The 14914-nt window shown below is 35.8% G+C and carries 11 protein-coding genes; 5 read left to right on the top strand and 6 right to left on the bottom strand.

Going from position 1 to position 14914, the window contains the following annotated elements; translation table 11 throughout:
• Positions 1-388 precede the first annotated feature (388 nt).
• Positions 389-1804, bottom strand: coding sequence for a hypothetical protein (locus OZD70_RS04660; protein ID WP_275021201.1), 1416 nt, complete (start codon positions 1802-1804; stop codon positions 389-391).
• A gap of 66 nt (positions 1805-1870) precedes the next feature.
• Positions 1871-1999, bottom strand: a complete 129-nt coding sequence (locus OZD70_RS04665) for a hypothetical protein (RefSeq protein ID WP_275021203.1) — start codon at positions 1997-1999, stop codon at positions 1871-1873.
• A 138-nt stretch (positions 2000-2137) separates the two neighbouring features.
• On the opposite strand from OZD70_RS04665, the gene OZD70_RS04670 reads away from it, so the two are divergent.
• Entirely contained in the window at positions 2138-3493 is a 1356-nt protein-coding gene (locus OZD70_RS04670; protein WP_275021205.1) for a phosphomannomutase/phosphoglucomutase, read from the top strand.
• Positions 3494-3599: 106 nt separating this feature from the next.
• Here OZD70_RS04670 and OZD70_RS04675 read toward each other — a convergent pair whose 3' ends face one another.
• Positions 3600-4451 (bottom strand): Rpn family recombination-promoting nuclease/putative transposase, encoded by an 852-nt coding sequence (locus OZD70_RS04675; protein WP_275021207.1) that lies wholly within the window; start codon positions 4449-4451, stop codon positions 3600-3602.
• A gap of 210 nt (positions 4452-4661) precedes the next feature.
• Between OZD70_RS04675 and ppdK the strand changes: the two genes are divergently transcribed.
• On the top strand, positions 4662-7343 hold the full coding sequence (gene ppdK, locus OZD70_RS04680; protein WP_275021226.1) for a pyruvate, phosphate dikinase: 2682 nt from the start codon (positions 4662-4664) through the stop codon (positions 7341-7343).
• Positions 7344-7813: 470 nt separating this feature from the next.
• Here ppdK and OZD70_RS04685 read toward each other — a convergent pair whose 3' ends face one another.
• Positions 7814-9109 carry a Na+/H+ antiporter NhaC family protein gene (locus OZD70_RS04685; protein ID WP_275021209.1) on the bottom strand — a complete coding sequence of 432 codons (1296 nt, stop codon included), beginning with the start codon at positions 9107-9109 and terminating at the stop codon, positions 7814-7816.
• 211 nt (positions 9110-9320) lie between these two features.
• Between OZD70_RS04685 and OZD70_RS04690 the strand changes: the two genes are divergently transcribed.
• Positions 9321-10244, top strand: a complete 924-nt coding sequence (locus tag OZD70_RS04690; RefSeq protein WP_275021227.1) for an RluA family pseudouridine synthase — start codon at positions 9321-9323, stop codon at positions 10242-10244.
• Positions 10245-10251: 7 nt separating this feature from the next.
• On the opposite strand, the gene OZD70_RS04695 is transcribed toward OZD70_RS04690, so the two are convergent.
• The gene (locus OZD70_RS04695) at positions 10252-11514 is read right to left on the bottom strand and encodes an MFS transporter (protein WP_275021212.1); all 1263 of its coding nucleotides are present in this window, start codon (positions 11512-11514) and stop codon (positions 10252-10254) included.
• Positions 11515-11541: 27 nt separating this feature from the next.
• Positions 11542-13344, bottom strand: coding sequence for an aspartate--tRNA ligase (aspS, locus tag OZD70_RS04700; RefSeq protein ID WP_275021214.1), 1803 nt, complete (start codon positions 13342-13344; stop codon positions 11542-11544).
• Positions 13345-13540: 196 nt separating this feature from the next.
• Between aspS and OZD70_RS04705 the strand changes: the two genes are divergently transcribed.
• Together OZD70_RS04705 and ccmA are read left to right on the top strand one after the other, a co-directional pair.
• Complete coding sequence (locus tag OZD70_RS04705) at positions 13541-13972, top strand: hypothetical protein (RefSeq protein WP_275021215.1); 432 nt, start codon at positions 13541-13543, stop codon at positions 13970-13972.
• A gap of 3 nt (positions 13973-13975) precedes the next feature.
• Complete coding sequence (ccmA, locus tag OZD70_RS04710; RefSeq protein WP_275021217.1) at positions 13976-14599, top strand: heme ABC exporter ATP-binding protein CcmA; 624 nt, start codon at positions 13976-13978, stop codon at positions 14597-14599.
• Positions 14600-14914 lie beyond the last annotated feature (315 nt).

Genomic DNA, 14914 nt, shown 5'->3' on the forward strand with positions numbered 1-14914 from the left:
ATAGTACGCCAATTTGCAGGATTAGAGAGTGACAATTAGCTAACACGGGATTTCTTTTGCCTTTTTTTCTGCTTAGTAAATTTCTTAAACATTTAAACTAAGGTGAGTTGCGTTTAAAAGCAGCTAAATTGCAGTGTTTAAGATTAAAAAAAACGCCAATACAGAAAATAGACAATGACTAGGGCTTCTTTTGCCTTTTTTTTCGTTTGGTAAATTTCTTAAATATTTATAGCTAAACGACAACCGTCATCCCGCTGCTTGTTAGCGGGATCTCTTGTTAGCGGCTAAGAGATACCGCGAATGAATCGCGGTATGACGGTTCGTGGCGGATGACGGTTCGCAGTGGTATGACGTCTTAGCTATAGTTAACAATAGAAGCAAAAACTCATCATTTTGAAAGAGGAGGAGATTTTTCCGAAACCTCAGCAGAGATTAATTTTGGATCTGATAATTCTGTATTTACCTTGATTGGCTCTAATGGAATTTCCTGCTCTTCCGGTTTATCGTCTGGAATTGGAACAGGCCAATCCATAATGTTTTGCGGTATAACTTCTGCTTCTTTAGCTTCTTTTTGACCTGTTGAAGATGATGCATCAACTCCTGCATTTTTAGTAACTTCTTGTTTTAGCTGTTTATTTTCTTCTTGTAATTGCTTTAAATTTTTCTTTAACTCGTCAATCTCTCTTATTTTTTGTTTTAATTGTTCAGATATAGTTAGTTTGTCTCTAGTCAAATTTTTGTTTTCTTGTCTTAACCCACTAGCTATTCTGCTTGAGTTGTTCTTTACAGCTTGTATACCTTGGTCTTGCTGCTGCATGCTTGTTCCTCTACTTTCATATTCAACTTCAGTTTGAGTTGCCTGACCTTTTTCCTGCTGTAATATGTTCTGCAGTTGCTCTAGACTCTCTTTGACAGACTTCAGCTCTTCTTGTAATATGTCTTCCTTTTCTTTATAACTCTCTTCAAGTTCCGCAAGTGTGGATTTTAAGGAGTTACGTTCTAATCTTAGATCCTCAAGCTGTTTTGCCTGCGCTGCAAAATATTTAGCAAATGTTTCTTTTTCTTCCTCTAATTCCTCAATTTCATTTATAATTTTGTCTACTTTATCTTCTAATTCTTCTTGTTCATACTCTTCTTCATCACTAGACATATCATCCTCAAATATTTCATCTTCATCACTAAATTCACTAACACTAGACAAAGAACTTCTACGCGAAGAAGGTGCACTGCTACTTAGTATAGGCAATTGCGATGATGGGCCTTGTGTGTTGTCGACACTTTGGCCCATGTCAGTAAAAGCTTTGTACAGAGTTTTTCCATTGATAAAAACTTCTTTATTCTGCTCAACTAATTTTAATATTTTATCTTTTGTCTCCTCTGGTGTGAACTTTAAATCACCAAACTTTGGCTTACCAATAACACTCTGTATACCACCAGAATCCAATTTTACAGTCATGCTACAATCTATGCTGTTACCTTCAGAATCTTTAGCCTGCCAGTTAATGGTCATTTCACATGAGCTTGAACCAGTAAAATCATAGTGCCTTTCGCTGCCTTTTTTGGTCGCAGTTATTTGACTATCTTCCCCTAAAGATATGTTATAAACCTTACCTTCTCTGCTGGTTCTTAAAATATTGCTAATTTCTATTGGTTTTTCTTCATTTTCAAATCTAATTTTGAAGTCATTATCTTTTGTTGAATACGCTAAGAAATTTCGACCAGGCAGAGACGACTTAAGTTCTTTATGCGTTGTGTTTATTGATTGCTCAAATTTTTGGAAATCTGTCTTCCACTTTGAGCTCATTTGTTCCTTAATGTCTTTATCTTGTAGTAAAGGACCAATAAAGTACCAGATTAAGTTTTTTTTCTCCTATTGTTTTATAGTCTCCTGAAAGCTGCTGCAGGATTCAATCACATCTAAAATATCCTTTTTCTGCTGTTCATCTACATTTAAACTTTGACTCTCAGCTATAAATACATTTTCGTTCTCCTTTGGCATAATTTTATATTTATTAGAGAATATATTTAAATGTTAATAGTTTTAATTTAAAAATTAATTAATTATATGGTAAATAAAGAAGAAACTTGAGCACTTGTCCATTATGTTATATAGTAGTTACTCCTTAAGCAGTGCAGTATGGACAATACCATTATAAGAAAATACGATATTAGAGGTATAGTAGGCAAAGATTTGCAGATTAATGATGGGTACGAGATAGGTAGAAAGTTTGGCCAAACCGTAGCTAGTGTTTGTGTCGGCTACGACAGCAGAATAGATTCACCAGGTATAGAAAGAGAATTAATTAGGGGCTTAACTTTATCTGGAGCAAATGTTATACGCGTTGGACTATGCTCTTCACCTATGCTCTACGCTGCAACACAAATCACACAGGCAGATCTTGGTATCATAATAACCGCCTCTCATAACCCCAGCGAATATAATGGCTTTAAATTTTTTAGTAATAAAAAAGTCTTCTCAGATCAAGAAACAAAGGAAATTATAAGCAATCCAATTAAAGACAGTACAAGAATTGGAAGCTTAATTAACATAAATATATATAGTGAGTGCATTCGCGTATTAAAAAGTACAGTGAAGAATAATACTACACAGAAATTAAAAATAGCCTGGGATTGTGGAAATAGTCCAGCAAGTGGAATTATAAGGTGTATTGAAAAGATCTTGCCTGGTCATACGCATATCGTAACCAATAACTCTATAGATGGGGCATTTCCACTGCATGATCCAGATCCCATAGAGGAAAAAAATCTCGCTCAATTAATTGACATTGTGAAAGAATATGGATGTGATCTTGGCATTGCGCTAGATGGCGATAGCGATAGGGTGCGCTTAATTGATAATAAAGGCGACGTTGTTTCCAATGATCATTTGTTTATAATTTTTGCACGTGAAGTGTTGAAGGAGTATCCAGAAAGCAAAGTTATTGCCAACGTAAAAATGAGTATGAAAGTGCATGATTTTGTTAGTAAGTTAGGAGGGCAAGTTATTACCTGCGCTACTGGACATTCACTAGTTAAGAAAAAGATGGTAGAGGAAGGGGCAAAGTTTGCCGGTGAATTAAGCGGGCATTTTTTCTTTTCTGAGCTGGGTTTTGATGATGGGCTGTATTCTGCTGTTAAAGCCGTTGATATCTTACTTAAGGAAAACCAAAGCCTATCTCAGATGATTAAGGATTTACCAAAGTTATATATCACCCATGAAGTGAAGATTGTAGTTAAAGATGAGAAAAAATTTCAAATAATTGAATCAATAAAGAAAACACTAGAGCAACAAAATATTGTATTTTCAGATCTTGATGGTGTTAAGGTAACCGATAATAAAGGTTGGTGGCTTCTTAGGGTATCAAATACGCAAAACTGCATTACAGCAAGATGCGAAGGAGAGACTTTAGAAGGTTTTGAACTTACTAAAAAGGTTTTGTTCCATTACATTGATGAAGCAAGGTCTTTAAATTGTAGCTGCTCACAGAAATAAATTTGATTTATAAAATTGGCATGAAAGTATAAAGATAAATAGGCTAAATATACTTATCATCTGGTCAGGCTGCAGCATTATTTCGTGTAACCGTTTGCGGGTCCACTTAATTCTGCAATTCTTTGATCTCACTCATGGAGAGGCCAGTAAACTTAACAATAGTGGTGACATCAACATTATTAGCTAGCATTGTTTTTGCAACTTCAATTTTTCCTTCCTTTTTAGCATCATCAAGTTTTTGTTCAAGAACAGCCCGTTCATCACGAATACGTTTTATTTCCTGTTCGTAGGCAATAAATTCTTTCTCTGACCAGTTGAATCTATTTAGTTCTTCATATGCCTTTTTAATTATTACATCACTACCTATTATCTTTTCCAATTCTTCTTCGCTAGTTTCATCTGCATATTTAAAATAATAGATCCATTTTTCAACTATACTCTCCAATTGGTCTTCTTTAGTTTTAGGAAATTTTGGTAACTCAATAAATGTAAAATAAAAATCTTTTAAATCATGTTCATAGCTATCTTTGTCTAACATTACATGATCTGACTTATACTCAGATTTATTAGGAAAGAGAATACAATCAGCAATAGCTATAAAAATGATTTCTTTAAGATCCTGATATTGATCACCTTTATCAGCTTGCCTTGAATAAGCTTTAGCAGCGTAATATTGAGCGCGTTTTTCAAAGCCTTTAGTTTTGGCAACTTGCATTTCGACTATTACTTGCACCCCATTTTCATCCCTGCAAAGAACATCAACGATACTTTGTTTTTTAGAGGCAATTTCAGCATCTTGAATAGTGCTGAGGAATTCTATTTCTTTTATTTCATCTTTGCCAGTGAACCCCAAAATATCATTGAGAAAGCGAATGAGGATGTCTTTATTTTTTTCAGTACCAAAAACACGCCGGAACGCAACATCATTCTTGGGGTCGAGAAATTTAGAAAGAGCCATAAAAAAATTTTTAAATGTATCTTTATATTATATATTCTTATTGATAATAATTCAATAATTTGTCATCTTTTTTGTTAACTTTACTGATGTTGCCAGAAGGAACATTGTTGCCAAATTGTGTAAAATCTATTATTCTAAGGTTTCAAGTTCTCACAGGTTTATTGGAACTATGTGTACAATGTGTTTATCAGTGAAAATCCGGAGAAAATGATGGAGGAAAAGTTAATACATTACTTCAGCCAGAACAAGTGTGAAGGCAATGCAGAAATGAAAAATCTGCTGGGAGGAAAGGGGGCAAATTTAGCAGAAATGTGCAATGTTGGCATTCCGGTTCCACCTGGTTTCACAATTTCCACCTCTGTTTGTCAGGCCTACTGTCAGGACAATGAATTGTCTAATGACCTATGTAACGAGATTAAAAACTACATGGCGATGCTCGAAAATGACATCGGTTGTAAATTCGGGGATTTAAATAACCCCTTATTAGTTTCAATACGCTCTGGTAGTGTTAGTTCAATGCCGGGCATGCTTGATACTATTTTAAATGTTGGTTTAAATGATGAAACAGTTATTGGGCTTGCAAAAAAAAGTGGAGAACGTTTTGCCTATGATAGCTACTGCCGTTTCATCATGATGTACTCCAATGTTGTACTACAGCTTGACCATCACCTATTTCAAGATGTTGTTGATAATAAGCAGCAAAAGAGTGGAGCAAAAAGCTTAGCTGATCTTGATGTTGATGTTTTAAAGAGAATTGTTAACAATTTCAAAAGGATAGTATATGAAAAAACTGAGAAACATTTTTCGCAGAACGTTGAAGAGCAATTGTTAAACTCAGTTAATGCAGTATTTACCTCTTGGAAAAATGATAGGGCTGTTTTCTATAGAAGAATACATAACATTCCTGAAAACCTTGGAACAGCGGTCAACGTGCAAGCAATGGTTTTTGGTAATCTGAACAATAATTCTGCAACTGGTGTGATATTTACACGAAATCCTTCAACTGGAGAAAAAAAGCTTTTCGGTGAGTTTTTGGTTAATGCTCAGGGTGAGGATGTGGTTTCTGGTGTTTATACTCCTATGCCAATTGACGGAGAGCAAGAAAACACCATGGAGAAGTTGCTGCCAAGTGTCTACCTGGAATTATGCGCAGTATGTGAAAAACTTGAAAGTCATTATAAAGACATGCAGGATATTGAATTTACTGTGCAGGACGGTAAGTTATGGATTTTGCAGACTAGGTCTGGCAAGCGCACGGCTGAAGCTGCTATTCGCATAATAGTTGATATGGTAAACGAAGGAACGATTACAAAAGAAGAAGGAATATTGAGAATTGATCCAAAAACTTTTGACAATTTATTGCATCCAGTTCTTGACGCCAAGAGTGACCAAAAAGTAATAGGGAAGGGACTACCTGCTTCTCCAGGGGTTACTTCTGGATATGTAGTGTTTAGTGCAAGTGATGCTGAAAAAACTGCAGAGCAGAGTAAAAAAGTGATTTTAGTAAGATCAGAAACGAGTTCTGAAGATATTAATGGAATGAATGCTGCAAGTGGCATAGTAACAGCACGGGGAGGGATAACCTCGCATGCTGCTGTTGTAACCCGTGGAATGGGTAAGCCATGCATTTGCAGTGTAAGTGGACTTTATATCGATAAAGATGGAACTTTCTTTTCTGTAGGGGATACAAAAGTAAAGAAAGGTGAACCAATTACTATCAACGGAGGAACAGGGGAGGTTATGCTTGGCATTCTTCCTACAATTTCACCTGAATTATCGCAAGAATTCAAAACAATAATTAACTGGATAGATGAAATCAAAACGATCAAAGTGAGAGCAAACGCTGACACCCCAAAAGATGCAAAAATTGCGAAAGAATTCGGTGCAGAAGGTATAGGCTTGTGTCGCACAGAACATATGTTTTTTGCTAGCGATAGAATTGAATTCATTCAAAGGTTGATAATAGCTGACGATGAAAATGAAAGGGCAAATGCGCTCATTAAACTGGAAGAAATGCAAAAGTCTGATTTCAAAGAAATATTTTCTATTATGGAGGACAGGGAAGTCACTATACGGTTGCTTGATCCACCCTTACATGAATTTTTACCCAATAATCAGTCTACTATAGAAAAAATTGCTAAATCGCTCAATAAGTCAGTTGAATCAGTAAAAAATAAAATAGCACAGTTATCAGAAAAGAACCCAATGCTTGGCCACCGAGGTTGTAGACTTGCCATTTCTCATCCTGAAATATATAGCATGCAGATTAGGGCAATACTTAGTGCTGCAAATGAGCTAAAAAAGGAAAAAAGTGTAGAAATCAAGCCTGAGATCATGATCCCTTTTATAATGAATGAGAAAGAATTTATTCTGATATGCGAGCTAGCAAAGAAAGAATCCTCTGTCATCTCAGCTGAGATCCAGATGCAGATTCCAGCGTCGCGCGCTGGAATGACATCAGACAAGGCTTATTCAATTGGAACGATGATAGAACTACCAAGAGCAGCACTGATTGCTGATAAGTTAGCAAAACATGCAGAGTTTTTTAGTTTTGGCACTAATGATTTAACGCAAACAACCATGGGACTTTCAAGAGATGATTCAGTTAATTTCCTCGATTCTTATAAGGAAAGCAATATATTTGACAATGATCCATTTGAAGTGCTGGACACCGAAGGGGTAGGGGAGTTAATCAAGATAGCCATTGAAAGAGGTAAAAAAACCCGAGAAGAAATAAAGCTGGGTATATGTGGAGAGCATGGAGCAGATCCAAAATCTATAGAGTTTCTCATCAAGTCAGGGGTGGATTATGTTTCATGCTCACCCTATAGAGTACCGGTTGCAAAGTTAGTGGCAGCACAGTTTAGCATAAAATCTAAGTTTGTTGGGTAAGTGAGAAATATAGCGATAATATAACCACTGGTGACTTTCCTCACTTAGACAACTGTGTCAAGCACTGACTACTTAACCGTCATTCCGCCGCGGTATCTCATCCGCTAATAAGAGATCCCACTGCGGGATGACGGTTGTCGTTTAGCTACAAATATTAAGAAATTTACCAAATAAAAAAAAGGCAAAAGAAACCCTAGGATAGCTAGTTATTCACTATCCATTTTTTAAGTTGGCGTTTTTTTATGTTTTAAACGCTTTATAAGCGCGTTTCAGCTTATGTAGGTAGAAATTTTATAAAGACATAAGGTGCACATAGTGCAAAAAATTAAACATGATACGCCAGATACGTGAGTTTTTTTGTCATTTAATCTGTACAGGGAAGATAAATAAATAGCTTCACCTCCATGATAAGGGGGCTGGCGAAGCTTGTCAAGTAATTCCGTTTCTTATGGGTAAAAAAAAGAGAAACTCTAAGTTGCAGCCGCACAATGTTTCTCTTTTCTGCTGTTGATGATTATTTCGCCTATTGTAACTGCTGCTAAAATAAAGCAATAATATACTTTTGTTAATAAAGAAACAGGTGATACAGAAGCTATACTTCCTGCTAGCAATAGTTGGGAACCATAAGGTAAGATGCCTTTTGTAGCACAAGCAAAAACATCTAATAAGTATGCACTGCGGTATGGTACAATATTGTGTTTCTGTGCGAGTCTTTTTGCAATGCCACCACTTAGTAAAATAGCAATTGTATTATTGGCAACTAAGGTAGTAAACATAGACGCAATTCCTGCTATTACAAATTCAGCTTTAGTTTTTGTGATATTGCTTTCATCGATGAGTTTATGCAACGCTTTTTGACCTTGTTTGTACATTATATGGCTCAAACCACCAATAAATAGCGCAAACATCACTATTTCGTTTACTTTTTTGAAACCGTCATACACGTCATGAGGGAATTGAATGATAGCATAGTCAAAAAAAGCTATTCCTAATACACCAGCAATAATTATGTTTACAGTTATTGTTACTAAAGTGGTGACTTCAAGCAGCCCCATGATTATTAAAGAAATATAAGGAATAATTTTTATTATAGAATAATAATCTAAATTTGATATAGAAATAATTTTTGTACTACTTGAAATCACTGCCAGATAGGTGAGTGTTGTAATACCTGCAGTAAATGCAACCTTAGAGTTTATTTTAAGTTTATCTTTTGCTGAAGCTCCCTGTGAAGAAACAGATGCAATGGTGGTATCAGATATCATCGAAAGGTTGTCACCAAATACAGCACCACCTACTACAGTTGCAGTTCCTATTTCAAGACCAAAAGCTCCACTTTTTGCCAGATTAACAGCTATAGGCACCATCAGCGCAACAACTCCCATAGATGTGCCAATTGCAGTTGAAATAAAAGCAGAAGCCAAAAATACTCCAGGCAGCAGTAATCTTGCTGGAAGGAAATTAAGAATTAAATTAGCAACAGTGTCTGCGCTACCAATTGATTGAGTAACAGCAGAAAATGCTCCAGAAAATAGAAAAATTAAACACATAGTAAGGGTGCTTTTGTCACCCATGCCCTCGATAACAGTATCGATGTTATGCTGAATTTTATTTGTACCACGTGAGACAGCAAAAAATAGTGCTGGTAATAAGCAGATTACTGGTGAAACCTGATGAAGTGGATTATCAGTTCCGATAAAAGAAAAATAAGCACCACTTCCAAGGTACAAGATTAAAAAAACAATCAAAGGGACAAAAGCCATCATTTTACTGTATCTCAAACTTATAACTATAACTAATTAAGTGGTTTTAAGCAAGTTTGGTTTTCACTAGTTTTGCAGGAAGTTGACAGCGGAGTTTTAAACTTCATATTTAATCTACTAAATAAATAGCACATGTAGCCGAAGGGTTTATATCTTGTGCTATACTTTATTTTATGTCATGCAAGCAGTTGATATTAGCATACATCCAAATAAAATAATGGAGAATATAAAAACCATATTAGTAAAAGACGATAACGTTAGACTAGATAGGTACATCAGAAGAATCTTTCCTAATCTAAAGCAATCTGTAATTGAAAAATCTTTAAGGAAAGGATTAATCAAAGTTGATGATTGCAAAGCAAAGTCTAGTGATAGAGTAAATTCTGGACAAACTATAACGCTGAAGCACTTGAATTATATTGAGAACGCTAATTCTGACCGCAAATATAATGAAAAGTTAGTGAATCTACTAAGAGAGAACATATTATATGAAGACGAATATATACTCGCTATAAACAAACCCGCAGGGGTCATTGTTCAAGGTGGCGTAAAAGTAAAGATTAGCATTAGTGATTTGCTTGACCAAATAAGAGAGGGAAAAATATTTAAAATTGTCCATAGGCTAGATAGAGATACGAGCGGAGTGATAATATTCGCACGCAATGCTAGTGTTGCCAGATACCTTATGGAGGAATTTAAAGGACGGAGGGTAAAAAAAACTTATTTAGCATTAACTTCTGGCGTGCCAAGCAAGGATAGTGGAATAATAGATTATCCGTTGGTAAAAAAATATGTTTCTGGTCAAGAAAAAGTGGTCGTTGATGAAGGCTCACCTCAAGGTGCCACTACGCATTTTTCAATTATAGCAAGGTTAAAACATAATGTTGCTTATTTAAAATTACAACCAATTACCGGCAGAACCCATCAGTTACGTGCACATTTAGCTCATATAAATTGTCCCATTCTTGGTGACGGTAAATATGGTGGTAAAAAAGCTTTTATTGATGAAGTGGCAAATAAAATTCACCTTCATTCGCATTCTTTATCTTTAAAATTGCCAAACAATAAAGAAATCACTATTACCGCTCCTATCCCTAAGCACATTGAAAAGTCTATTGAAGCGCTATTTTTTGACTGAAACGATTTCACCAATCAACTTTTCTGTCTTTGGCTTTGATTTGAAGCACAGATATTAGGCTAATTAATGCGCAGGCAGTAAGATAAATGCCTGCTGCAAGTTTTGTTTCGGTTTTTTCTATAAGCCACATGCATATGGATGGAGAGAGGCCACCAAAAATTCCTGCAGATATGTTGTGAGCTAAACTGAAGCCGGTGCACCTAACTTTCGTTGGGAACAACTCACAGACAAGAGAATTATATATTCCAAAAGATGCACCTATCGGTACGCTTATCAATAGAAAAGTGAGCGTTACAATATAGTGGTTATCATATGATAATAGCGAAAGTGCCGGCAAACCGGCGCAAGTTAAAGCTACTAATGTAGGAATCATTACATTTTTTCTTCCAACTTTATCAGACAGTATTGCAAACAGCACTGCAGACGCTCCAAATGTAATTTCAACTATAATCCTTACTACATTTTTAATATTGATGCCTGAGAGAATAAGTTCTTTTACAGATATGTTGTAGAACATGATTGCTGAATAAACGATTGCATTTTGGGCTATACCAAGTCCAATTGCTATCACAAATGCTTTTTTATAGTCCCTGGTTAATTCTAAAAATGGAGAATGAGATAAGCTTTTATTTTTATCGTGTGTTTTATATGCTAAGCTCTCTTCCATTATATATCTTGTTAAAAAGCCTATTATGCCCATAATAGAGCAGAAATAGAAGGGCAATCTCCAGCCCCAAGTTTCATAATTTTCACCTGTGAGTTTTTTACAAATAGCTATCATCACAAAACATATAATAGAACCAAGCGCGCCGCTAAAAGGCTTCATACTCCCTAAAAAACCTAGATTTTTTTTATCGCTTGAATGCTCTATTAAAAAGGCTGAGTTGATACTCGTTTCTCCACCTGCTGCCATTCCTTGCATGATTCTACATAATAGAAGTAGTATAGAAGAAAATATTCCTATTTCTTTATAGCCAGGTATAACTCCAATTACAGTAGATGGTATTGAAACTAATATCACTGAAGTAAGTAAAACTTTCCTTCTACCGGATTTATCTCCAATGTAGCCAGAAATGAATGCACCAAGTGGTCTAAATCCAAAGCCAACTGCGAAAGTACCAAGAAATTTGATTGTGCTTAAGTAATCACTTTCTGATGGAAAAAAAATGCTACTCATTGTGTGTGTTAAGGTCCCAAAAAGAGTTATTTCATACCATACAATCATGTTACAGATTATGCTTGATAGTATTGCTTTTTGAATATCGTTCATGACTTCCGGTTTCCACTATAAAAATTTTTATTCAGTAACCTTCAAGGATAATTCACGTAAATGCTTATCCTCTATTTTAGAAGGAGCGCCCATTAAAACATCTTCACCTTGCTGATTCATAGGAAAACAGATTACTTCACGAATATTTGGTTCATCAGCAAGTAGCATAACCATTCTGTCAACCCCTGGTGCTATACCACCATGGGGCGGTACTCCAAATCTAAATGCACGCACAAGTGCACCGAATCTTGTATCAACTTCTCCCCGGCTATAACCTGCAATGGCAAAAGCTTTATACATGATATCCAGTTTGTTATTACGAATCGCCCCACTTGATAGTTCTATTCCATTGCAAACAAGATCATACTGGTAAGCAAGGATATCGAGTGGATTCTTTTCCTCTAAATCTTTCAGATCACCGTGTGGCATGGAGAATGGGTTATGAAAGAAATCGATTTTTTTACTTTTATCGTCATATACAAAATATGGAAAATCAATGATCCAACAAAACTTGAAGATATTATCATCTATAAGACTGAGTTCTGACCCTAAAAGAGTGCGTACTTTTCCTGCAATGTTTGCCGCCTCATTCTCTTTGTCAGAAGCAAAAAATACACTATCTCCCGGCTCTATGTTTGTTGCTTCTCTTATGTGGTTTAGCCTATTGTCATCAAGAAATTTAGCAATTGGGCCTTTTGCAATGCCATCTTTATCAAACGTTATATATCCAAGACCTTTAGCACCGAATTCTTTCTGTGCATGCTCTATCTTTTTATCAAAAAAGCTGCGTGGTTCCTCTGCTGTCTTAGGTGCAGGGATGGCTCTGACTACCATACCACGCTCAATATTGCTTTTGAAAATGTTGAACCCTGAATCACGGAAAATTTCTGTAACATCGCTGATTAATAGTGGATTGCGCAAATCTGGCTTGTCAGAACCATACTTAAGCATTGCTTCTTTGTATGTAATGCGTGGAAAATCTTTATCGACAGACTTACGAGAAAATTTAGCAAACACTTTATATAAGGTAGACTCAATAATCTGAAAGATGTCTTCTTGAGTCACAAAAGACATTTCAAGATCTAGTTGATAAAACTCCCCCGGAGAACGGTCAGCCCTTGCGTCTTCATCACGGAAACACGGTGCAATTTGAAAATATTTATCAAACCCTGAGACCATGAGTAATTGCTTAAAAATCTGTGGAGCTTGCGGCAATGCATAAAATTTACCAAGATTTAGTCTGCTTGGCACCAAATAATCACGTGCACCTTCAGGGGACGAAGCAGTAAGTATTGGAGTTTGAATTTCCAAAAATTCTTGCTCTATCATGAGCTTCCTGAGTTCTGCGATGATTTGTGAGCGCAGAATAATGTTATTACGAGCCTTTTCACGTCTTAAATCAAGAAAACGATATTTAAATCTCATGTTTTCTGGGTATTCTTGCGCACCGGCAATACTTGCTAATATACTCCTTTCTTCTTTTGCTATTTCTTCATCAAGGTGGAACTCAACTTCCGACTCAACGCACAAACTATCAACTATAGCTTCAATTTCTCCCGTGGAAATGGAGCTATTTACCGTATCTTCAATTCTGGCTTTGACTGTTCCTGTAACAGTAATCACACTCTCCGATCTTAAATTTGAAATTTCATCAAAAAAGTCCTTGTCATTATTGAACACTAGCTGAGTAATCCCATGAAAATCTCTTAAATCAACAAAGATTAGGTTGCCGTGATCGCGCTTGCGGTATAACCATCCAGAAAGGGTAACTTTCTTTCCTATATCATTCTTCCTTAATTCATTGCACGTGTGAGTTTTATAGCAATTCATATTTGTTTCATTTCTAAATTCTTTAAAAAGTATAGAAATAAACCTTACTACATACAAGCCCATTCGTCAGATATTTGTCCAAATTACGAAATAGAACAGTATTACTTTTATACTGTCTTGACCCGCAAAAAAATTGCACAATTTCTATAATTATGGTATAATAATAAGGGTGTTTTTAATGAATTAGATACAGGAAATGCCACTTACACAGATCATATTATATAGCGTAACATTACTTGCTGTAGCTGCAGTATTTCTCTTTTTGAGAAAAATATACAAAAATCGCATTAGAAAAATCATATTTCCTAGAAAAGTTTTTAAAGAAGAGTGGGAAGAAGACAGAAAATTCAATGAATTATATCAAAAAAATAAGCAAAAAGAGTTGATGAAACAACAAGAAACGCTACGCGAGAAACAAAAAGATGTGCAAGTTTATAAAGAAGATCCAGAAATAGTTGACATAGCAAAATCGGTAGGTAAATGGACAAAGATGGTTATGATGGGTAATGGTTTAATGCAGCGTTTTGCACAATTGATACATAGAGAAGGCGGACAGAAAGGATTTTGGGAGCTGTTTGTAAAAGCTCAGGCTTCAACTCAAGGTAAACATAAGGGGAAGGGCAGATAATTCATGCTCGAATGTGAAAAATTATCCTGCGCTCGTAATAACAAAGTATTATTTAAACATCTCAGTTTTAAAGCTGAGCCAAAATCAAAGATTCTAATCACTGGTCCAAATGGTAGTGGTAAAACCAGCTTAATTAGAAGTTTATCTAGACTTTTACCGCCGGTATCAGGCAATATAAGGTACTGCGGAAAAGACATATATGATGATCCAAAATCCTATATACCTTCTATGGTCTATATAGGCCATAAGAATGCCTGTAAAGATAGCTTAACTGTTGCTCAAAACATAGAATTCTGGGCAGGAATACGAAATACTAGGGAATTGATTATAGCAGCTGTTTGTTGCTTGCAGTTGCAATCTGTACTTAATATTAGATATGGCGAACTTTCTGCAGGCTGGAAAAGAAGAGTTGCGCTTGCTCGCCTCTTGATTTCTAATGCAAACGTTTGGCTGATAGATGAACCATTTTGTAATCTTGATAGTGCAACGTGTGAATTAGTGCTGAACCTAATCTCAATACGCTCTGAGCAAAATGGTATAGTAATTATTACAGGGCATAGCTCTACAGAGCAATTGTGTGATTTTACAACGATTAATATACGCGATTTCAATAGACTTCTTGTATAGTTTTTGGCAACAACCGTTAGAAACGAAAAAACTTACTTGACAAGCCTCGCCAGCCCCCTTATCATGATAGTGAAGGTATTCAGTTATCTTCATCTGTGCAGATTAAACAGCAAGAAAACAACGTAGTTGGCGTCTTGTTTTTAATTTTTTGCACTATGTGCACCTTATGTCTTCACAACATTTCTGGGTTTTTACCTATATAAGCTGAAACGCGCTTATAAGTCGTTTAAGACAATATAGTACGCCAATTTGCAGGATTAGAGAGTGACAACTAGCTAACACGGGGTTTCTTTTGCCTTTTTTTCTGCTTAGTAA

Source organism: Wolbachia endosymbiont of Drosophila tsacasi (genome assembly GCF_028982115.1).
In the GTDB taxonomy this organism is placed as follows: Bacteria; Pseudomonadota; Alphaproteobacteria; order Rickettsiales; family Anaplasmataceae; genus Wolbachia; species Wolbachia pipientis_B.